This is a genomic window from Haloglomus irregulare, from assembly GCF_007421925.1.
Lineage (GTDB): Archaea > Halobacteriota > Halobacteria > Halobacteriales > Haloarculaceae > Haloglomus > Haloglomus irregulare.
This window is the reverse complement of record NZ_QMDX01000006.1, coordinates 147,464-168,359: the sequence shown is the minus strand read 5'-3', so window position 1 is coordinate 168,359 and position 20,896 is coordinate 147,464. Positions and strand designations below refer to the sequence as shown.

At 69.4% G+C, this 20,896-nt stretch carries 20 protein-coding genes, 1 tRNA gene and 1 pseudogene; 8 read left to right on the top strand and 14 right to left on the bottom strand.

Annotation, left to right across the window (positions count from 1 at the left end):
* Positions 1-71: 71 nt before the first annotated feature.
* The 7 genes and pseudogenes from DP107_RS20770 to DP107_RS11495 all read right to left on the bottom strand — a co-directional run bounded on the left by DP107_RS20770 (position 72) and on the right by DP107_RS11495 (position 6,685).
* Positions 72-1,001 (bottom strand): ParA family protein, encoded by a 930-nt coding sequence (locus tag DP107_RS20770; RefSeq protein ID WP_144262309.1) that lies wholly within the window; start codon positions 999-1,001, stop codon positions 72-74.
* 109 nt (positions 1,002-1,110) lie between these two features.
* Positions 1,111-1,380 (bottom strand): annotated as a pseudogene (locus tag DP107_RS21435) (calcium/sodium antiporter); the annotation flags it as partial.
* Between the two features lie 167 nt (positions 1,381-1,547).
* The gene (locus tag DP107_RS11515) at positions 1,548-2,306 is read right to left on the bottom strand and encodes an ABC transporter ATP-binding protein (RefSeq protein ID WP_144262308.1); all 759 of its coding nucleotides are present in this window, start codon (positions 2,304-2,306) and stop codon (positions 1,548-1,550) included.
* The gene (locus tag DP107_RS11510) at positions 2,303-3,100 is read right to left on the bottom strand and encodes an ABC transporter ATP-binding protein (RefSeq protein ID WP_144262307.1); all 798 of its coding nucleotides are present in this window, start codon (positions 3,098-3,100) and stop codon (positions 2,303-2,305) included. Before DP107_RS11510 ends, DP107_RS11515 begins: the two co-directional genes overlap by 4 nt.
* Before the next feature lies 1 nt (position 3,101).
* Positions 3,102-4,349, bottom strand: a complete 1,248-nt coding sequence (locus DP107_RS11505) for a branched-chain amino acid ABC transporter permease (protein WP_144262306.1) — start codon at positions 4,347-4,349, stop codon at positions 3,102-3,104.
* A gap of 1 nt (position 4,350) precedes the next feature.
* The gene (locus DP107_RS11500) at positions 4,351-5,220 is read right to left on the bottom strand and encodes a branched-chain amino acid ABC transporter permease (RefSeq protein WP_144262305.1); all 870 of its coding nucleotides are present in this window, start codon (positions 5,218-5,220) and stop codon (positions 4,351-4,353) included.
* Positions 5,221-5,224: 4 nt separating this feature from the next.
* A complete protein-coding gene (locus DP107_RS11495; RefSeq protein ID WP_144262328.1) occupies positions 5,225-6,685 on the bottom strand; it encodes an ABC transporter substrate-binding protein in 1,461 nt (486 codons plus the stop codon).
* A 416-nt stretch (positions 6,686-7,101) separates the two neighbouring features.
* Between DP107_RS11495 and DP107_RS11490 the strand changes: the two genes are divergently transcribed.
* The 3 genes from DP107_RS11490 to DP107_RS11480 all read left to right on the top strand — a co-directional run bounded on the left by DP107_RS11490 (position 7,102) and on the right by DP107_RS11480 (position 10,886).
* The gene (locus DP107_RS11490) at positions 7,102-8,310 is read left to right on the top strand and encodes a hypothetical protein (protein ID WP_144262304.1); all 1,209 of its coding nucleotides are present in this window, start codon (positions 7,102-7,104) and stop codon (positions 8,308-8,310) included.
* A 325-nt stretch (positions 8,311-8,635) separates the two neighbouring features.
* Positions 8,636-9,721: a PGF-CTERM sorting domain-containing protein gene (locus DP107_RS11485; RefSeq protein WP_144262303.1), complete on the top strand. Its 1,086-nt coding sequence runs from the start codon at positions 8,636-8,638 to the stop codon at positions 9,719-9,721.
* A gap of 61 nt (positions 9,722-9,782) precedes the next feature.
* A complete protein-coding gene (locus tag DP107_RS11480) occupies positions 9,783-10,886 on the top strand; it encodes a hypothetical protein (RefSeq protein WP_144262302.1) in 1,104 nt (367 codons plus the stop codon).
* Positions 10,887-11,202: 316 nt separating this feature from the next.
* On the opposite strand, the gene DP107_RS11475 is transcribed toward DP107_RS11480, so the two are convergent.
* The 3 genes from DP107_RS11475 to DP107_RS20060 form a co-directional block, all read right to left on the bottom strand.
* Positions 11,203-11,315, bottom strand: a tRNA-Lys gene (locus DP107_RS11475).
* A gap of 40 nt (positions 11,316-11,355) precedes the next feature.
* Positions 11,356-12,024 carry a DUF7119 family protein gene (locus DP107_RS11470; RefSeq protein WP_144262301.1) on the bottom strand — a complete coding sequence of 223 codons (669 nt, stop codon included), beginning with the start codon at positions 12,022-12,024 and terminating at the stop codon, positions 11,356-11,358.
* Between the two features lie 86 nt (positions 12,025-12,110).
* Complete coding sequence (locus DP107_RS20060; RefSeq protein ID WP_185977276.1) at positions 12,111-12,263, bottom strand: hypothetical protein; 153 nt, start codon at positions 12,261-12,263, stop codon at positions 12,111-12,113.
* Between the two features lie 306 nt (positions 12,264-12,569).
* Here DP107_RS20060 and DP107_RS11465 point away from each other — a divergent pair, with 306 nt between their 5' ends.
* The 3 genes from DP107_RS11465 (at position 12,570) to DP107_RS11455 (ending at position 15,998) form a co-directional block, all read left to right on the top strand.
* The gene (locus DP107_RS11465) at positions 12,570-12,911 is read left to right on the top strand and encodes a hypothetical protein (protein ID WP_144262300.1); all 342 of its coding nucleotides are present in this window, start codon (positions 12,570-12,572) and stop codon (positions 12,909-12,911) included.
* Positions 12,912-13,091: 180 nt separating this feature from the next.
* Positions 13,092-14,864, top strand: coding sequence for a nitrite/sulfite reductase (locus tag DP107_RS11460; protein WP_144262299.1), 1,773 nt, complete (start codon positions 13,092-13,094; stop codon positions 14,862-14,864).
* A 345-nt stretch (positions 14,865-15,209) separates the two neighbouring features.
* On the top strand, positions 15,210-15,998 hold the full coding sequence (locus tag DP107_RS11455) for a hypothetical protein (protein ID WP_144262298.1): 789 nt from the start codon (positions 15,210-15,212) through the stop codon (positions 15,996-15,998).
* Here DP107_RS11455 and larC read toward each other — a convergent pair whose 3' ends face one another.
* Positions 15,999-17,306 carry a nickel pincer cofactor biosynthesis protein LarC gene (gene larC, locus DP107_RS11450; protein ID WP_144262297.1) on the bottom strand — a complete coding sequence of 436 codons (1,308 nt, stop codon included), beginning with the start codon at positions 17,304-17,306 and terminating at the stop codon, positions 15,999-16,001. It abuts the gene before it with no gap.
* A gap of 158 nt (positions 17,307-17,464) precedes the next feature.
* Positions 17,465-18,208: a DUF547 domain-containing protein gene (locus tag DP107_RS11445; RefSeq protein WP_144262296.1), complete on the bottom strand. Its 744-nt coding sequence runs from the start codon at positions 18,206-18,208 to the stop codon at positions 17,465-17,467.
* A gap of 146 nt (positions 18,209-18,354) precedes the next feature.
* Between DP107_RS11445 and DP107_RS11440 the strand changes: the two genes are divergently transcribed.
* A complete protein-coding gene (locus DP107_RS11440; protein ID WP_144262295.1) occupies positions 18,355-19,140 on the top strand; it encodes a DUF1405 domain-containing protein in 786 nt (261 codons plus the stop codon).
* A gap of 4 nt (positions 19,141-19,144) precedes the next feature.
* Here DP107_RS11440 and DP107_RS11435 read toward each other — a convergent pair whose 3' ends face one another.
* Positions 19,145-20,050: an HFX_2341 family transcriptional regulator gene (locus DP107_RS11435; protein ID WP_144262294.1), complete on the bottom strand. Its 906-nt coding sequence runs from the start codon at positions 20,048-20,050 to the stop codon at positions 19,145-19,147.
* A gap of 117 nt (positions 20,051-20,167) precedes the next feature.
* Between DP107_RS11435 and DP107_RS20055 the strand changes: the two genes are divergently transcribed.
* Positions 20,168-20,329, top strand: a complete 162-nt coding sequence (locus DP107_RS20055; protein ID WP_185977275.1) for a hypothetical protein — start codon at positions 20,168-20,170, stop codon at positions 20,327-20,329.
* A gap of 46 nt (positions 20,330-20,375) precedes the next feature.
* On the opposite strand, the gene DP107_RS11430 is transcribed toward DP107_RS20055, so the two are convergent.
* Positions 20,376-20,669, bottom strand: a complete 294-nt coding sequence (locus tag DP107_RS11430; protein WP_144262327.1) for a tRNA-binding protein — start codon at positions 20,667-20,669, stop codon at positions 20,376-20,378.
* Positions 20,670-20,896 lie beyond the last annotated feature (227 nt).

The following is a 20,896-nucleotide window of genomic DNA, read 5'->3' as shown; positions in this document are numbered from 1 at the left end:
GGGGGCACGGGGGGTCGGGGCGAGGGTACGTCACTCGTCGGTTCGAGCGTGTACCGTCGGGGCATCACCTCCTACTCCCGGTGCCGCCGCTCGAGCTGTAGCCCGTCGAGCAGCGACTCCTGATACGCGCGGAGGCCGTGCTGCTCGGCGTGGCGGGAGATGTCCGGGCCGGCGTCCCATGAGCGTTCGAGGACGTTGTAGTCCGGGAGGGTGACGGGGAGTAGCGAGACGCCGTCGACCTCGGCCGTCAGCGTCTCACGGACGGACTGGTTGAGGCTCGACCCCTCGACCCGGTTCGGGAGGATGCCGATGACGCGCAGGCTGAAGTCGGGCTGGGCGCGCTGGAGCTGTGACCCGGGCGCCTGGACCGTGTCGAGGACGCCGCCGATGGACCGCTCGCCCTTGCGCGTCATCTCTATCGGGCCGAGCACGTTGCCCGTGGCGATGAGCGCGTTGTCGACCAGCAGGGTGAGCGTCGCCAGCGGGTCAACGATGACGTGGTCGTAGTCCACGGCCGCGGGCGCGAGCGTGGACCGGAGCAGGAACTCCACGGTGGAGATGCCCTCCGCGCGGGCGGTGCTCTCCAGCGGCGCCAACGACTCGTGGCCGGAGACGGGATCGAACGGTTCGTCGCCGATGACGAGGCCACGCAGGTCCTTGCCCCCGGCGGCGTCCCCCGGCAGCACGTCCGTGACGGTGGGGCCGTCGGCCGTCTTGGCCGCGGGGCGGCCGGCGGCGGCCGCGAGGCTCGCGGGCTGTGGGTCGAGGTCGACGAGGCAGGAGCCGAAGACGTTGCCGGCCGACACGTCGAGGCGCCCCTGACGGATAGCGGCGGCGCTGGCGACGAGTTCCGTTCCAACCACGACGGCGACGGGTCCCACGACCACGCGGACTGCGTCGGCGGCAAGGCGTCGCTCCGGCACCGGGCCGTCGACGCCGAGGTCCGGGGCGCCCAACCCACGGTGCCCCGGGAAGCCGGGGGACGCGAGCAGCAGCGTCACGAGTGCGACCCCTCCGTCGCAGTGAGCCGGAGGTCGGTGCCGAGGACGGCCACGAGCAGCGTCGCTCCAACAAGGACCGGCCCGGTCCGTCCCGTCGGATGATTCCCCCGGGTGTCGGGAGCGCCCGGACCGCGGCGCTGCCTCCGAGGACGATGCCCAGGTTGCTCACGTTCGACCCGACGACGCTGGCGACGGAGACGTCCGTCCGCCCGGCGAAGGCGGACCCGACGGTGACCGCGAACCCGGGGAGGGACGTCCCCAGTGCGACGATGGTGAGCCCGACCACGAGCGGTGGGGTCCCGACGCGGGCCGCCAGGTCACTCGCCCCCGCGACGAACCGGGAGGCGCCGAGCCACAGGGCGACGACCCCCGCGAGCACCGCCACGAGGTCGACGGCGGGAGCGGGGCCCACGTTCGTCCCTCGTGGGGAGAGAACTCGGTAATAGCAGTCGTACCCGCGAAAAACGACGCTCGGTTGGGAAATGCGGGTCGCTATCGGAGAGGATGCCGGGGATGGCAGAAACGGGTCCGGCAGCGGCGCGACCGCTACCCCCCGAGGTAGGTCTCGCGGATGTAGTCGTCGCCGCGCAGCTGCTCGGGCGTGCCGGTCTTGACGACCTCACCGTTCTCGAGGAGGTACATCCGGTCGGCGTGGTCGAGCGCGAACGTGACGTTCTGCTCGGTCAGGAGGATGGAGACGCCCTGCTCCTGGATGGGGTCGATGGCCTGGCTGATGTCCTCGAGGATGACCGGTGCGAGGCCGATAGTCGGCTCGTCGAGGACGAGCAGGTCCGGGTCACCCATCAGGGCGCGGCCGATGGCGAGCATCTGCTGCTCGCCGCCGGACATCGAGCGCGCGTTCTGCTCGGTCCGCTCCTCCAGCCGGGGGAAGAGGTCGTAGACGAACTCCAGCTGCTGGTCGACGTAGTCCTCGTCGTCGATGGCGTAGGCGCCGAGCCGGAGGTTGTCCTCCACGTCCATGAAGCCGAAGAGGTCCCGCTCCTCGGTACAGTAGATCATCCCGCGGTCGACGAGCTCGTCGCGGGAGGTGGAGCCGACCTCCATGCCACGGTACTGGACGCTGCCGCCGAAGGGGAGGAACCCGTTGACCGTGTCACAGAACGTCGTCTTGCCGGCGCCGTTCGGGCCGATCAGTGAGACGAGCTCGCCCTCGCCCAACTCGAGGTCCACGCCCCGGAGGGCGGTGACCTTCCCGTACGACACCTGGACGTCCGTCGCCTCGAGGACGATGCTGCCGCTCGCGGTGGCGGCGTCGGCGGACCCGCTCCGCGTCTGGCTGCTCATATCTCATCACCTCCGAGGTAGGCTTCTTGAACCTTCGGGTCGTCCGTGATCTCGTCCGGCGGTCCTTCGGCGATCTTCGCGCCGAACTGGATGACGAACGCCCGGTCGATGAGGTTGAGCAGGCCCCGCATGTTGTGGTCGACCACGATGAGGGTCATCCCGTTGTCCCGGAGGCTGAGCAGGACCTCGGTCAGCTCTTGGACCTCCCCGCTGGAGAGGCCGGCGAACGGCTCGTCGACCAGCATCAGGTCTGGGTTGGTGGCGATGGCCTTCGCGATCTCCAGCTTCAGCATGCCGGCGTGGGGAAGTTCACCGGGGGTCTCCTCGAGCTGGTCACCCAGCCCGACGCGGCGGCAGATCTCCTCGGCCAGCCGCTCGGTCTCGCCGCTCACGCCCGCGAGCGTGAGCAGCTCGTCCGGGGCCAGCGACAGCGCCACGTTCCGGACCACGGTGCGGTCCGACAGCGGGGCGAAGTCCTGGAACGTCCGGGCCATCCCCTTCTGCACCATCTCGTGTGACTCCAAGCCGGTGACGTCCTCGCCCTTGAACCAGACGTTACCGCCCGTCGGCCCGTAGAAGCCGGTGACGCAGTTGAACGTCGTCGACTTGCCGGCGCCGTTCGGGCCGATGAAGCCGAGGATCTCCTGCTCCTGGACGGCGAACGACAGGTCGTCCATCGCGGTCAGTCCGCCGAACTCCTTGCGTAGGTCGTTGGCGACGAGCACGCCATCGCTGGGGCCGAACCCCTGCTGTCCGGGCGTGAGCCGCTCGCCGCTCTCGTTGTCGGTACTCATGTTATCGACGCTCGTCGATGATCTCGCGTAGCTCCGCGCGGTACTTCTCGATGATCTGCCCGAGCGCGGAGTCCCCGCCGCCGATGGGCTCGCCCTCGTACTCGTCGCCGCGTGCGCTGGCCAGTATCCTCCGGCCGAGCCGGATGTTGGCCCGAAGGACGCCGCCGGGCGCGAACACCAGCGTCGCCATCGCGGCCGCCAGCAGCGGCAGCGGTCGCAGGTCCGCCACCGCCACGTCCGCCACCGGGATGATGACGTCGCTCAGGCCACCGACGACGACGGCGCTCAGCGCGAACACCACCGCCCCGATGATCGGCCCGACGATGGTGCCGGTGCCGCCGAGGATGGACATGATGATGACGTCGATACTGGTCTGGATATCGTCCTGGCCGAGGATGCCCAGCGGCGACGGGGTCTGGACCGTATGCACCCAGACGGCGCCGGCCAGCCCGCCGACGACCGCCGAGAGAACGAACGCGAACAGCTTGAACCGGGAGGCGTCCAGCCCCGCGGCCGCGACGGCGTCCTCGTCCTCGCGGATGGCGGTGAACACGTCACCCGCCGAGGAGCGGGTGACCGCCAGCAGCACGACCAGGATGAGCAGCATCAACCCCAGCGCGAGGTAGTAGTTCGCCAGCGCGGTCTGCTGGATGCCGCTGTACCCCTCCGCGAGTTCGAGGACGGCCCCGCTACCGTCGATGCCGAACAGCTGCGTCGGCAGGCCGGGACCGTTCCGGCCGCCGAGCCCCTCCGGCGCGAGGACGGGGAGGCTGTTGTTGAACAGCGTGAACAGCTTCGCGAGGATGATGGGGATGATGAGCGTCACCAGCGAGAGGTACGGGCCCCGGAGCCGGAGCGCCGGGATGCCGATAAGCAGCCCTCCGACGCCGGCCAGGAGCATCCCGACCGGGATGCCGATGACGGGCGTGATACCGTGCTGGAGGTCGAGGATGGCGCTGGTGTAGCCCCCGACCGCGAAGAAGAACGCGTGCCCGAACGAGAGCTGTCCGGTGTACCCCGAGACGACGTCCCAGGACATCGCGAACATCATCAGGAACAGCAGGTTCGTCGGCCGTCCCATCTGGTCGGGGTAGAGCTGTGTCGGCAGCAGGACGAACCCGACGATACCCAGGAGCCCCAGCTGGAATCGTATGGGCATCTCCAGGGGGTTGAGCTTCTCGAGCACCGCCCGGCGGCGCTCGGCCGAGGTCGACCCGCCGAGTACGGATTCGTCGCTTTCGGTCGCCATATCAGGCCGCCTCCCGCCCGAACAGACCTTCGGGCTTGACGAGCAGGAGCACGATTAGCAGCACGAGCGCGGTGAACCCCTGTAGCGAGGAGCTGATGTACGAGGTGGTGATGGTCTCGGTGAAGCCGATGATGTAGGCCCCGACGACGGAGCCCTTGATGGAGCCGAGCCCACCCAGGATGACGATGGAGAACGCCAGGATGAGCGGCTGGGTCCCCATCGACCAGGCGCCGGTCTGCTTCATCGTCAGCAGGACGCCGGCGATGCCGGCGAACGCGGAGGCCAGCAGCCAGGTGATGAGGTTGATCTTCCGGGCGTCGATGCCGACCACGGCCGCACCCTTTTCTGACATCGACACCGCCAGGATGGCCTTGCCGGTCTTGGTCCGGGAGACGAAGACGCCCGTCGCGGCGATGAGGACCGCCGCCAGGACGAAGATGAAGATGTCGATGTCGAACAGGGTGACGCCGGCGATCGTCGTCTCGCCGGGCGTGACCTGGTCGACCGAGAAGTCGCTCGTGCCGGTGATGAACACGCGGCAGGCGTGCTGGATGAAGAAGCCGATGATGAAGGTGAGGATGAGCAGCGTCACCGGTTCGTCCTCGACGAACTGGACGACGCCGAGATAGAGGATGGCGCCGACGACCGCCGCTGTGACCATCCCCCCGACGAGGCCGAGCGCCGGGTGGAGACCGAGGTTCGTCGGGTTCGAGAGCAGGTACGAGGCCTCGGCCCCGATGGTGATGAGCGCGCCATGCGAGAAGTTCAGCACCCCGCCGACCCCGAAGATGAGGGTGAACCCGATCGCGATGATCGCGTACAGGGAGCTGATCGATATCGCCGTGACGATGACGTTGGCTGCGCTGGTCATCTTCTTACTGGTTTGCCGGGTGGTCGCTGGGGTAGTCGATCCAGTCCGGGTAGGTGTAGTCGGACGTCTTGTTCTGTTCGGGCGCGAACGAGTGCATCACGCCGTAGTCGTCGGTGACCTCCTCGTCGACCTGCCACTGCTGCCAGACCGGGACCCCCGTATCCTTCATCAAGGTCCACTGTGGCTCGTGGGCGAAGTCGGCCTCCGGCGGCGTGAACTGGATGGACGGCAGGACGATGCCGTCCTCGAACGTGTACGTCTCCAGGGCCTCGACCATCGCCTCGTTCGTCGGGACCTCCTCCATGTCGTTGTCGAGCACGTAGCGACCCATCGCCTTCGCGTAGGCGCGCACGGCGTCGTAGGTGATGGGGCCCGAGTAGACGGGGAAGGTGTCGAACCGGTCCCGATAGCGCTTCATGAACGGCTGCGTGCGCTCCGTGTTCTCCGTCTGGGGGGTGACGGCGTTCATCGTGAAGACGTACTGGCAGGCTCCCGAGACCTCCTCCCAGAACTCGTACACCTGGGAGGGGACGTGGATGCCGCCCATCTCGAAGTCACGGCTCTGGTTCGCCCACTGTTTCACCGCGGCGGTGCCGGTCAGGGCCTGCCCGATGAGGTTGATGTCGACGTCGGCCGACTCCACCTCGTCCCAGAGCGGGGTCCAGTTGATCGTCCCCGAGGAGGAGCGCTTGAAGACGGGCACGCTGTCGAACAGGTTCCCGACCTCCGGCTTCAGGGTCTCGGCGAACGGGTCGAACGGCGCGATGTTCTCGATGAGTACCGCGGCGTCGCTCCAGCCGAGCTGGTCGGCGTAGATGTTGAGAAACTCCAGTTCGGCCGCCGCGAGGTCGTAGGAGTTGATGGGGCCGGCGCGGAAATGCCATTTGAACTCGTCGTACCGTTCGTGGACGATCCGTCCCGGCTTCGGCCCGGTGGCCGCCGTCGTGATGTGGACGGTCTGGGTCGCCTTCATCGGGTTGAAGATCTGGAGGGTGCACTGGGTGAGGAAGGTCCCGAACGTCGCCTTGCAGCCCTCCTTCTGGACGAGCCGATTGAACTCCTCCCGGGCCGTCCCCGGGGAGGCCTCCGTGTTCCCGGAGAGCGGCTCGAGCTTCGCGCCGAGGATGCCACGGCCCCCGATGCCGGGGATGCCGTTCTGGTTGATGTCCTCGACCGCCATCTGCATCGAGTCCCAGATGGACTTCCCGATGGGGAAGCTGTCCGGCTGCGGGGCGAGACTCCCGATGCGGATGGTGTTGCCCTCGAGGGGCTGGGGCACCGGGGTCCCCTCGCTCGTCTCCTCGTCGCCGCTGCCACCGGGGGTGGTGGTGAATCCGCTGCCTCCGGGGCGGTCGCGTGTCTTGCAACCCGCTGCGATCGCGGCGGCTCCACCGGCCCCCGCGTACTTCAGGAACGAGCGACGGTCGCGCCCGCCGCCGCCTCTCGTCTCCGATCTGTCTGCCATGCTGCCTGTTACTGTCCACTGTCTCGGGTAAGCCGTTCTGCTGGGCTACTCCGGCCGTTTAACAGTAGGGTATGAGCCGGTATCAGGGAGTCCGGGGCCGTTCGCCCCGGTCTCGGGCGGCCTGTGACCACTCCTGAGCGCTCAGTCCGCCCTCGCTCCCCTCATGGATGATACCAACACGCTGTCCGGTGTCTGCGGACACGAACTCATCCCGCACGCCCTGCCCGCCGCCGTGCTCACCGTCCGCTCGTCGGCCCCGACGGCGCTCGTTCAGGTATACTGACAGTACGTTCGGTCCGCCCGGATTCGGGTCCGGACGGTAACAAAAAACGGACCGTCCCTGTGTGGCCGTGCTGATAAACAACAGCGTACTCCCAGCAGAGCGGTTAGCAGGGATGTCCATGTGTAGTGGTCACATGATACGACAGCGAACGGCTGCGCTCGTCGGTGCCGTCGCGGTGCTCACGCTCGTCGGACTCCTGACCGGCGGCGTCGGGGCCTCGCCGACCGCCGACTCCACGTCGCCACACGGCGCGGAGAACGGGAACTACACGGTCGACCTCCCGTTCGACACGGACCATTACCCACGGGACGAGAACCCCGGCGGGCCGTACAACGCGAGTATCAACCAGTTCGCAGCCGGAACCCAGAAGTCCTACAACGAACAGGGCGCGCCGGACGGGCTGGAGCAGATGAAGTACCTGAGGATAGAGAACCAGGACATCGACTTCTCGGAGTGTACCAGCTCGAACACGGCGGCGTTCGGCATCGACCGGGACAACGACGACGCCGGGACGGAGGTCGATATCGATCTGCTGCGCTACCTCGAGCAGAGCAACTTCAACGACCACTCCATCGAGGTGGACTTCTACGAGGGCAACGAGCTCGGCGCGCCGAACCCGCCGGACCGCGGCGGCCGCGAGGCCGGTCGCGAGGACGGCGACAGTAACGCGGAGCTGTACCCGGACGACGAGATCGTCTCGCACCAGGGGTACAAATCCGGCGGCGGGCCGTGTTACGGGATGCCCGAGGAGCCGGGCTGGTACCAGATAGAGGGCTTCACCAACGGTACCGCCTGGAGCGGAAACGAGGCCCGGATCGAGACCATCTCGCACTACTTCTACATCTGTGTCTGCGGCTCGGAGGCGGAGGCCCGCGAGCAGCTCGGCCCGCCGCCGTCCGAGCAGGGTGACGATGACACTGCGGAGTCGACCGCGACGGCCACTCCGATGCCCGACGATTCGGACGGAGCGGAGCGGACTGCTACGAGGACGCCGACCGAGACGGCCACCGAGACGCCGACCGAGACGCCAACGGCGGAGCCCGATGACGGTGGCGGCGACGATAGCGATAGCGGCGACGGCGGTGGCAGCGATAGCAGCGATAGCGGCGACAGCGACGACGGGGGCAGCGACGGTGACAGTGCGTCCCAGGAGACCGCCACCGCGACGGCGGGTGGGAGTAACGACGGCGGCCGGACCAGCCAGCAGGACCAGCGACAGCAGGCCCAACAGCAGGGTGCCGGGCCGGCGACGCCGACGGTCGGCGCGGGGCCGGGCTTCGGCGCGGTGGCGGCGCTGGCCGGGGGGCTACTAGCGGGGCTGCTCGCGCTCCTCCGGCGCTGAACCAGCACGTCCGCGCCCGGCCGCGCTCCGGTCCCCGAATCGCTTGTTACCACGTCTCCCGGGCGAGGAATGAACCGACCGTTCAGCAGGTTGTCAGGTGATAAAACCCCATATATCACCTGCGACGGTGTTAGGGTCGCGTAGTGGCAGGATGTGGTCACATGACAGGACAGCGCACGGTGGCCGTCCTCTGCGCGGTGGTGGTGGTGACCGAGGGCGTGGCTGGTGGGACCTCCTCGGCGGGACACGGTGACGGTATCGATGCCGGCATCCGGACGCGCAGGACGCGTTCCGTGGTTCCACCAGTTCGGAGCGGTAGAGCCGGATGACGGGCCGAACGCGCGTCAGTGGTGCGCTGGCGATCGCCGTGGTCGTGATATCCGCGGTCGTGGTCGGTGGCGCCGCGAGCGCGACCGGGGAGGTCAACCACGAGACGAGCGGGGACTACGAGGTATTCCTCCCGAACGAGGTCGACCACTACCCGGGTGACCAGAACCGGGCGAACGCGAGCATCCAGCACCTGGCTGGGCTGGAGGGCACGTTCGACGGCACGCCCTCGCCGAGGGGGTACGAGGTGGCGGAGTACCTCATCATCGGCAACCCGGACATCACGTTCTCGTCGTGTTCGACGGAGAACACCGCCGCGTTCGGCGTCGACCGCGAGAACGATGACCCCGGGACGGAGACGGACGAGTCGCTGCTGGCCGCCCGGAAGAACTCGGAGTTCAACGACCACGAGATCATCATCGAGTTCTTCGACGAGGACGACCTGGCTGGCGATTCCATCGCCATCAACGACGTCGACGAGGTCGTCGCCGTCCAGAACGAGTGCTACACGATGCCCGAGGAGCCCGGCTGGTACCAGATCAACGGGTTCCTCAACGGGACGGGCTACGACGGCACCCAGTTCGACGTGACGCTCGACTCGCACTACTTCTACATCTGCGAGTGCTCCTCCGAGGCGGAGGCTCGCGAGCAGCTCGGCCCGCCGCCGTCCGAGCAGGGTGACGACTCGACGGAGTCGACGGCGACGGCGATCGCGACGCCGGAGCGGACCGAAACGGCGACCGCCGCGGCGACGGCCGAACCGACCGCCACGGCGACGGCGACGGCCGAATCGACCGCCACCGCGGAGCGGACCGCGACGGCGGCGGCTGAGGCGACGGCGACGGCCGAGTCGACCGCCACGACCACTCCGGGCGATGGGGGCGGGTCGGACGGGGACGGGGCTGACGCCGGGGACGAGCCGTCGAGCCCGGCCGACGAGTCAACGGCGACCGCGACGGCCGCACCTGCCGGCGCCGCCGACGGACCGGTGACGCCGACGGTCGGCGCGGGGCCGGGCTTCGGCGCCGTTGCAGCCCTCGCCGGGCTGTTGGCGGTCGGGCTCCTCGCACACCGGCGGGACTGAACGACGACCCGTCCGCTCGTAAAAGACAACGCCTATTTGCGGCCACGGTGACCGACCCGGTATGCAACGACGAGTCGCGGCGATCTACTTCGCCTTCTTCCTCGTCATGGCCGCGAGCGCCTACTCGGTCATCGCCGTGGCCGAGGAGCCCGACATCGAGCTCGCTGGCGAGGAGCTCTCCGAGGGTGACACGGTCACCGTCAACGGACAGACGTACACCGTCGCCAGCATCGAGGCGAGGGAGGAGGAGGGCGGCGGCCACGGCGGCGGTGGGGGGACGACTCTGGTCGGTCAGCTCTCACGGACGAACGACTCGTTCGTCTACAGCGCGGAGTTGGCCAACGGCTCGGCGCTCTCGCCGACCAACGCGTCCTGGGCCGGCCAGGCCGCGGCCTCCTCCGCCACCATCCAGGACGGTGATACCGTCGCGTTCAACGGGAGCCAGCGGACGGTGAGCATCTCGGACGGCAGCTTCGCGCTGCTGGACGACGCCGGCAACGAGACCGCGTCCCTCGGGGTCGGCGACCGGCTCGACTACCGGGGTAACACCACTACCGTGACCGAGATCGGTCCGGGTTCAGCTACCGTCGTCTGGGGGGAGAACTACGAGGTCGTCGTCGGGAACGCCTCCGACCCCGACGAGTTCCGTGTGGTCCAGTCGTTCAACGTCAGCCAGCGGCTCCGGGGGGACGCCGACGTGGAGAACTCGACGTTCACCTCCGAGGACGGCACGGAGTTCGTCCGCTACCGCAACGGGAGCACCCAGCCGCTCGACGAGTACCTCCCGACGCCGGACGAGCGGACGTTCGCCGAGGGCGACACGCTCACCTTCCGCGCGGCGGCGGACCTCTCGGTGCCGGCCAACGAGACGACCGTCGCCAATGTCTCCAGTGACCGCGTCCTGCTGGAGTGGACCGGTCCCAGGACGACCCGGACCGAACTGACGGAGGGGGCCAACGCCACGCTGGGTGGCCAAGTGCACGTCGCCCACTTCCCGGACGAGGACAGCGTGGTCCTCTCGACCGACACGGATGCGTACCAGGCTCAGGTCGAACGGCAGGACTACTACAAGGAGCGGATGAACGGGCTCTGGGGGATCTCCATCCTCTCGGGCCTCGCGGGCGTCTTCGTCATCGGCCTGGCCTACCTGCCGACCCGGGGGTGAACGCCGCCGCCCGGCGACATCGCGCCGTGACCCGTCCCTCGTCGGAGACAGTTCCGTGTCCTGTCGGCGGTCTCCCGGTTATATGGACGCTATCGTGGGACGCCCTCCTTCTGCCAAGCAGACCGCGACAACTGTATTCCGTGTGATAGGTTGTACCGGGCGAGTGCGTGGCGGGGTCCCGCCGGTGGCTCCGTCCGGTCGCCACTCTGTGACGGCTTGTACGGGCCGAGAGGGATTTGAACCGGGGGCAGACGGTCCGGGCGTGCGACGCGCTGCGACTGCCAGGGTTCAGATCCTTCTCTGCCGGTTCGATGCACGGGCCGAGAGGGATTTGAACCCCCGACCGTCTGGTCTCTTCCGCGTGTTCCCGGGTCGAGCGGGGACGCCACGTTAAAAGCCAGACGCTCTGCCGGACTGAGCTATCGGCCCTCATCTTCTGATTGTATCGAACCGGGTGTAACGGTTTCGGTCAGATACGCTCGAAGTAGTCCTCGAGGGCGGCCGCAACCACGTCCGAGGGTTCGACGTCGTTCAGCGCGGCGCGACGCCGGAGCTCTCGGTAGATCTCCGGCTCCAGCGACACGGTCAGCATCCCCAGTTCGATGCCGACCTCGGCGAGCGCCTCCTCGACGCTCATCCCCTCGTTCACCCGCGAGGCCGTCGCCCGGACCTCGCGGACGGTGAGGCCGTGGTCGAGGGTGGCCCAGGCCAGCAGGAAGCGGGCCTCACCCGAGACCCGGGCCATATGCTTGGCGGCGGTGGGGGCGATCCGCCCGAGTGCGACGTAGCGCCGCACCGAGCGGGGCAGGTCGTGGACGCGGGCCCACTTCCGGATGAAGGCGACCGTGGCCTCGCCGCCGGCGCGCTCGGCGGCCGCCTTGTAGGAGCCCTCACCACGGACGAGCGCGGCACAGGCGGCGGCGCCGCGGAGCATGAACACGTTGTCGTCGGCGCCGGCGGTGTTCTGCGAGAACCGGCGGACCACGTCCGAGGCGAGTTCCAGGCTCTCCGGGTCCCCCGGGTCGAAGCCGACCGCCTCCTCGCCGGCGACCTCCGGCTTCCCCCGGATAACGGGCCGGCCCACCGGTGACTCGCGGTCCGCCGGCGGTACCGTCTCGTCGTGGTCCTGTCCGCTCATCGAACCGTTATAGGACCAACGGTAGGAAAAACCTCTCGCCCGCGCCTGCCCGGCCCCGACGACGGCGGTCCCGCCCGGTCCCGCCGTCAGTCGTCCGCGGCGGCGTCGGCGTCGGCGTCGCCGTCGCGGCCCTCGGAGAGGTGCTCCCAGACCTCGGCGCAGCCACACCCGTCCTCCATGTCGTCCAGATGACTGGTGTCGATCTCCTCTTCCTCCTCGGGAGCCGCCTCCTCACTCATCGCTCGCCCCCACCTCGGAGACGTCCGGCGCGACGGCTGCCGTCGCCGGACCCTCGTCGTTCTGGTGCCAGTCGATCATCGATTCCGTCTATACTGGCCGGGTTCATAAACCCGTGCGCCCGGACAAGCCTGTCCCCCACTCTCCAGTTACGGAACTTGTTACCGCTATCGGTGACGAGCCCGCCGGCCGCGATACGACCGCGGTCATGCGGTTACACGGACGCCACCGCGTCACTGTGCTTCTGGACCGCCGGCGAGCGTCTCGCCGGACGACACGGTTACCTGTGCCGGCCCGCTCCCTCGACTGTGGTCACCAGCATCCACCAGCTCGATGACGGTGCGTGGATCAGCGTCAACGACTCCCGCGAGGTGAACGTGAGCGATCTGTGGTGGCTCGCGCGGAGCGACTTCTGCGACTGCGAGATGGCCGACTTCCTCGCCGAGGGGTTCGTCGAGGTGGCCGTGGACCCGCCGGAGGTGACCGCCCGTATCGCCGGCCAGTGCATCGCCTGTGGGGCCAGCGGCATCACCGACTGGCTCGCCGTCGGCCGGGTTGACCCCGATACCGGGACCTTCCGGAGCGTCGACACGGAGAGCGTTCACGTCCCGCGCAAGCGGACCCGACTCGCCTACCCGCGGGACGGGTGAGGGCCCCGAACCCTGGGTGGTTCGGTTCCTCATCCGGTTACGGGAGCGCATCCCGGGATGGCCCGGTGAACCCGGCGAACCCTGCCCCAAACTAGAGGCAAAATACCCCGCTACCCGGCAGCACCGGGGACGCTTGAGGAGATAGGGGTGCCTATACGTGGTGCCCTACTGTGTCTCTGTATGCCGAGCAAGGTCGAAGGGTGGAAGGACGAGGTCTACGGAAACGAGATCCGGGACCATCTCTTCGAGTTCGCGGAGAAGGGCTGGGACGCCATTCCCGACGAGGAGCACGACGCGTGGTTCGAGCGCTTCAAGTGGTGGGGGCTGTACCACCAGCGGAAGGGCCAGGAGAGCTACTTCATGATGCGCATCGGCACCCCGAACGGGGTGTTGGAGCCGGGGCAGCTGCGGGTCGTCGGCGAGATCGCCGACGAGTACGCCCGTGGCCCGGTCGACAACCCGGAGTTCGGGGGCGCCTACGCCGACTGGACGACCCGGCAGAGCATCCAGCTCCACTGGATCAAGCTGGAGGACATCCCGGCCATCTTCGAGAAGCTGGAGGCAAACGGCCTCTCGACCATCCAGGCCTGCGGTGACTCCTGGCGGAACATCGTCGGCTGTCCGGTCGCCGGGAAGGACGAGCACGAGCACGTCGACGCCTGGCCGGTCGCCCAGACGCTCCACGAGGAGTTCAAGGGCAACGCGGCGTACTCGAACATGCCACGGAAGTGGAAGGTCAGCGTCACGGGCTGTGACGAGGGCTGTGGCCAGGGCGACATCAACGACCTCGCCTTCGAGCCCGCGGTGAAGGAGGTCGACGGCGAGGAGGTCACCGGGTTCAACGTCCGCGTCGGCGGCGGTCTCTCCCGGAAGGAACCCCGCTTCGCCCGCTCCATCGACGTCTTCTGCACGGCCGAGGACGCCCCGAAGGTGTCGGCCGGCATCTCCGCGCTGTTCCGCGACTACGGCGACCGCGAGGACCGCTTCAACGCCCGCATCAAGTTCCTCATGGACGAGTGGGGCCCGGAGAAGTTCCGACAGGTCCTCCAGGACGAGTACGTCGACTACGAGCTGCCTACCGCCGGCGAGGACCTCCGCGAGGACTACACCTACAACGCCGGCGAGGGCGAGCACGGCGACCACGTCGGCGTTCACGACCAGCCCGACGGGAAGAACTACGTCGGTCTCTCGGTCCTGACCGGCCGGATGGGCGCCGCCGACATCCTCGAACTCGCCGACCTGGCCGAGGAGTACGGTTCCGGCGAGGTCCGACTGACCCAGCGCCAGAACATCATCGTCACGGACGTCCCCGACGCCGAGCTCGAGGCGTTCCTGGACGAGCCGTTGCTGCGTGACTACTCCCCGGAGCCGCACCCGTTCATGCGCGGTTCGCTGGCCTGCACGGGGACGGAGTTCTGCTCGCTCTCCATCACCGAGACGAAGAACCGCATGGTCCGGTACGCGCGCTGGATGCGCGACAACGTCGCTGTCCCGTCGGGCGTGGAGGACTTCCACGTCCACCTGTCGGGCTGCACGGCGTCCTGTGCCCAGCCCCAGATCGCGGACATCTCGCTCCGCGGCATGAAGACCCGGAAGGACGGCGAGCCGGTCGAGGCGTTCGACATCGGCCTCGGCGGCGGGCTCGGCGAGGACCCGCACTTCGCCGACTGGGTCGAGATGCGCGTGGCCGCCGACGAGGTGCCCGGCTACATCCAGAACCTGCTCGGCGAGTACGAGGACCGGCGCGAGGCGGGCCAGTCGTTCCGCCAGTTCATCGCGGCCCACTCCGAGGAGGAGCTCCAGGAGATGGGCGAACCCGAGGAGACCTCCTACGAGGACCCCTACATGCACAACACGAAGATGACCTGGTACCCGTACGCCGAGGAGGACGGGATGGACGCGAGTCCCGCGCCCACCAACGGCACCGGCAACTCGCTGCCCGCCGACGACTGAGGGCTCTCCTGACGCCTCGGGCCTCCTCGCGCTCGCGCTGCGGGGAGCCACCCGACAGACGAATAAGACGCCGGCCTCCGCGCGCCCCGGCCGGTGTCTCCGGAGATCTCCGGGAGGACGAGACGACTCCGCCGTCTCGAACCCGACCGCGCCGCCTCGCTCGCGGATGCGATCCTACTGCTGTATCCCGGTGCCCGCATCAGACGAGGCCCCGCAGTGGCGGTCGAGACAGTGGAACTCCCCCGCCGGAATTAAACGCGAACCCCTCCAGAGACGACCAACGCATCCACGAGCCGACAGTCGCAAACTCCACCGGATACAGACGGATATAACGGAACGATCCGAATGATAGTCGTCAGAACGGACGATTTCGAGGTGTACCACGGCGTCGTCACGGAACTCCGCGAACGCGGCGTCTCCTTCACGACCCTCGACGCGGCCGCCGACGAGCAGCTGCCCGAGGGGACGGAGGCGCTCATCGTCGGCCCGGACGAGGAGGTCTCGGTCGAGGACCCCGTGGAGTTCGTCCGGGCGGACCCTGACGACCCGCGCGCGGCGGTCGACCACGCGCTGCGGCTGCTCCGGGGTGGCGGCGAGCGGACGGTCGTCGGCGTGGACCCGGGCGAGCGGCCGGGCGTCGCGGTCCTCTCCAGCGGGACCGTCGTCGCGGCGTTCGCGGTACCGGTCGACGACGCCGCGGACGTGGTGGCCGAGGAGCTCGCCGAGGCGGGCGGCCCGGACCCCGTCGTCCGTGTCGGCGACGGCGCCCGGCTCCAGGGGTCGCGCATCATCGACGCGCTCCCCGACGACGTTCGCGTCGAGCTCGTCGACGAGACCGGGACGACGCCGTATCTGGGCCAGGGGGCCCGCGGGATGGGCGACGTCCTCGCCGCGGTCAACATCGCCCACATCGAGGGCGAGCCGGTCGACTCCCGGGACGTGGAGCCCACCGCGGGGGAGATACGGGTTGTCAAGACGCGTTCGCGGGAGGTCTCCCCGGAGAACCGCGAGCTGCCCGACGACCTCGCACGGCGCGTCGCCCTGGGGGAGCTGGACGTGGAGGCGGCGCTGGCCGAACACCGCGAGGGGACCGCTTCGGGCGGAACGGACGACGCGGACGGGGACGGGGACTGACTACTCGCCGCCGAGTCGCTCGCGGGCCGCCGTCTCCGCGCGGCGCATCACCGCCCGCGTCGGCCGGCCGACCCGCCCGGCGACCGCCTCGCAGTCGTCGTACTCCGGGCTCACATCGTACACCGCCCCGGCGTCGTCGCTGGCGATCTTCACCGTCACCTCGTGGGTCCCGCCGTCGAAGTCGAGCTCGACGGTCTCGAACCGTCGCTCGGCGACCCACCGGTGGTCGGCGCTCGTCTCCCGGACGCCGAGCGTCCCCGTCTCCTCGGCCAGCGCCCGGGCCACCCGCTGGACGTCGGCGGGGCGGACGATGACCTGCACCAGATGCCCCGGCCGGGACTTCTTCATCGTCGCCGGCAACACCGTCACGTCGCGCGCGCCGGCCTCCGCCAGCCGCGTCTGGAGCCCGCCGAGCAGCTCCGGCGTGGCGTCGTCGAGGGTCGTCTCGAGCACCCGGACCGGGTCGCGGACGAGGCCGCCCCGCTGCTCGCCGACGGTCGCGCGCAGCACGTTCGGACGGGAGTCGAAGGTGTAGCCCCCGGCACCGTAGCCGGACCGCTCGACCCGGAGCGGGGGGAAGGAGTCGACGCCCTCGGCGACGGCCGCGAGGACGGCCGCGCCGGTCGGCGTGAGCAGCTCGGCATCGACGGGACCGCCCCGGAGCTCCCAGTCGGCCTCGGCGGCGAGGTTGACGACCGCCGGCGTCGGGACGGGGTAGCTGCCGTGGCTCATCTCGACGGTCCCGCCGCCGGTCGCGAGCGGTGTCGTCACGACCCGGTCCACGCCGAGGTCCTCCAGCAGGAGGCAGGCCCCGACCACGTCCGCGATGGCGTCGTCGGCCCCCACCTCGTGGAACGCCGTCTCCTTGAGGGCCGTCCCGTGAACGGCGGCCTCGGCCCCCCCGAGCAGCCGGAACGCCTCCCGTGCGTCCGCCGCGACGCCGCCCGGCAGGTCCAGCCCGTCCACGAGGTCGACCACCTCGGGGTAGGTACGGGTGTGCCCGTGTCCTTCCGCGCGGGTGTGTTCGTGGCCGTGTTCGTGGTCGTGACCGTGGCTGTGCTCGGGTCCCTCGTCGTGGCCGTGCTCGTGCTCCGCCGCCACGTCGTCCCCCGCGTCATCGTCGGTCAGCAGCACGTCGACGGTCGTCGCGTGGATGCCGTTCTTCGTCGTCCCGTCGACCGCGTACCGCACGGGGAGCGCGTCCTCGACGGGCGCGAGCGCGGCGCGGTCGGCACCGGCGGCAAGCAGCGCGGCCAGGATCATGTCGCCGGAGGCGCCCATCCCACCGTCGAACGCGAGCGTCTGCATGGTCGGAGTGGGGCCCCGCGGCGCGAAAAGGGTGTGGAACGACCGCCGCTCTCGTCCGCCCAGTGAATCCCCGGGCGGGTCTCCCGGAACATCGCCCGGGTGAGTGTACGGAGGGCGGAACAACTGCGAAATGCGGCCGCTTCGGCGATAATGACGCCCTATTCCGCGAAGTTCCCGGTCTCCAGCGACCAGTCGTAGTCCCGGAACCGCAGCTTCGGGGCGGCGTCCTCCGGCAGCGCCCCGTACTCCCGGAGGAACCGCGTGGCCCCGCTCGGGCCGCCGAAGTCGCCGAGATACCAGAGCAGCAGCCGCGGGGCGCGCACGACGCCGGCGTCGGGGTCGTACTCCGTCTCCTGCTCCAGATAGGAGCGTGTCGCGGTGTCGAGCTCCCGGTCGATGCCGTCGCGCGTGTAGGCGGCGATGGGCGGGCAGGCGGCCGCGCCGCAGTTGAGCGCGAAGTGGATCCGCGGGTCAAGGTCGTCGACGCCGAACCGGGCGGAGAACGCCGACGGGAACGGGTTACGGACGAAGCCCAGGCCCCACACCGGCCGGGCACCCCGGAGGAGGGCGTGCTCGACGTCGTTCGGCGAGAGGTCGCGCCCGGCCACGGTGACGACATCGGCGCCGAACAGCGCGGACCGGTCCCCGAACGTCTCGGGGGCGGCATCGAGCAGCGACTCGACCGCGGCGTTGTAGACGTTGATCCAGAAGGCCAGCCGCGCGTCGTCGCCGTCGAGGCCGCCGGCCAGCGCCTCCCGGTCGAGATCCCGGAGCCGGGAGGCGACCCGGTGGGTGGAGCCGCCGGTCTTGACCGTCCGGAGGAACTCGTGTGAGAGCGCGACCGGGTCGGGGTCGGGCGAGTCGAGCGCGGTTCCGTCGCTCCCGGTGTCGGCAGTGTGCATGGGTCCGGGTTCGGGCCCTCGAACAAAGGCGTTCGGTCCCCCTGGCGCCGGCCCCGCACGACCGGCGCGGCCGGCGGTTCCCCGCCACTCCCGCCGGTGTCGCCCGGACCGGCAGGCTTGTGTCGCCGGCGCTGCCAGCCGTGGGCATGAGTCGCGCCTCGGCGACCGACCGCGCCCGGCGGGCCTACGACCGGTGGTTCCCGGCCGACGACCTGCCGGCCCGGACGGACCTCCCGTGGTTCGTCGCCCCCCTGCCGGACTGGCTGGAGGACCTCGGGCTGCGGCTGGTCCCGCTCGTCGTCCTCGCCAACCTCGCGGGGACGGCCTTCGGCTTCTGGTTCTACGGCTTCCAGTTCGCCATCACCGACCCGGTGATGTGGCCGTTCGTGCCGGACTCGCCGATGGCGACGCTGTTCATCGCGCTCTCCCTGACCGCGTGGAAGCTCGGCTACGCCGACCGGGTGCCGTGGCTCCACGCGCTGGCCTTCTTCGGCTGCATCAAGCTCGGCGCCTGGACGCCCGTCGTGCTGACGGTGTTCCCGGTCGAGTACCCGACGGGCTCGCTGGCCGCGCTCGGGACGGCCGGCTTCCTCGCCGAGTACGGCCTCTACGCCTTCCTCGTGACGAGCCACCTGGCGATGGTGGTTGAGGCGTTCCTGGTCCACCGGTACGCGACCTTCTCGGCCGGCGCAGTGGCCGTGGCCGCCGCCTGGTACACGCTGAACGACGTGGTCGACTACCTGCTCCCGCCGGTCGGCGACCCGACGCATACGCTGTTGAACGCCGAACCGTTCCTGAGCGCCGCGGGGGGGTTCGACCACTCCGTCCCCGCCCACGACGTCGCCGCCGCGGTCGCGGTCGTGCTGACGGTGACGTGCGTGTTCCTCGCGCTCTCGACCCGGGTCGCGAAGCTGCGACGCGGCGCGTCGTGAGCTATCACTCGGACCGGTCGGAGTCGTCGGCGTGGCTCCGGACCCACAGCTCCCCGATGCGCGAGAGCTGCGTCCGGTAGGACTTCCCGTGTGCCTCCTGTTCGACGTACCCCTTCCCGCCCGGCCCCAACCGGTCGACGTTGTAGATGACCTTCGACCGGAACGCATCGGTGTACTCCTCGCCGAGCTCGCGGGCCAGGGTCTGTGCGAGTTCGGAGACGGACTCGAACTCCCCGTGCTCGCCGAGGGTGAACAGGATGAGCTCCTCGAACGGCTTCACGTTGGAGAAGGAGGCCACGGGGAGCTCCACGATGTGGCTGTCGCCGATGCGCTTGGCGCCGATGGTCGTCCCGCGCTCGTCGAACTCCCCGAGGAGGTCGCGGGCGCTCGCCAGCCGCTCGGCGACCCGGTCGTCGTCCACGCCGTCCTCGCGCAGGTCCTCCAGCAGGTCGATCTGACTGCGCAGCTCCTCGGCGAGCTCCGTCTCCAGATACTTCTCCGGGACCGTGTAGTAGGTGTGGATGCGGTCACGGTCGCCCTCGCGCTCGACCATGATCGAGTGGGCCGCGGTGGCGAAGGCAAAGGAGACGGTCCGGGGCATCGCGCTCACGTTGACCCACACCTCCGCGTCGCCCCGGTCGAGCTCCGTCTCGATGAGTTCGTACGCCGTCTCGAACGCCGTATCGTAGTCGTAGACGTCCTCGATGACGAACCGTTCCGTGATCGCCCCGAGCAGGCTCCGGAAGTCCTGTTCGAGCTTGCCAGCGAGGTTCCGGGAGTACTCCACGTTCGCCTCGCTCCCCACCGCCCCCTCCAGCAGGACGACGCGGTCCACGTCCAGCTGGTCACGCACCAGCGGCGCGATGAGCCGGTCGTAGTCGAAGCCGACCGGGACGATGTGCGTCTGCATACCGGAGGGTGGACGGGTTCGGATAAAAACGGCCGGCCTCCCGCTCGCGACCGATACCAATCAGCCACGGGATAGGTCCCGGTAGCAGTATTGTCGGAGCGGACGTATCCAGTGGCGATGTCCGCCGAACAACCCCCCACCCAGCGCGCACAGTGCATCGAATGCGGGTTCGAGGCCCCCGTCGGGGACGACGAGTGGGACGCGGTGGACCATCCGCCCCTGGGGACGGTGACCCGGTGTCCCGAGTGCGGGAGCACCGACGTCCACACGCCGCGGTAGCCCGGGACGGAGCGGCGCGCGTCGCGGGCTGGCCGCCGTCCGCGACTCAGTACACCCGCGTCCCGTCCGGGACCTCCCGCTCGGGCTGGAGGTGGACCACGTCCCCCTCGGCGTCGTCGACCCCGACCACCAGACACTGCGACTCGAAGCCCGCGATGTTCACCGTGCCGAGGTTGACGACGGCGACGACCTGCCGGCCCTCCAACTCCGCCTCGGTGTAGTTGTCCGTCAACCCGGCCGCCGACTGGCGGGTCGCCTCGCCGAAGTCGACCTCCAGCCTGTAGACGTCCTTGCGCGCCTCCGGGAACGGCTCGACCGAGCGGACGGTGCCGACCCGCATTTCGACGTCCTCCAGGAAGGCTCCGGGGTCGATGTCGGATTCCTCGATACCCGTATGCGAGGTGGCCGCCCGGCTGGATAAAGGGTGTTCGGGTCGTCGTCCGGCGCGCTCAGGACTCGAGCATCGTGCCAATCCTTTTACAACCGCTAGCGCCTGATATACAGTTGCACATGGGTCATCTCATGGGCGTCACACCATCACGCGGTTCAGTCAGCCCCCACCCGGGG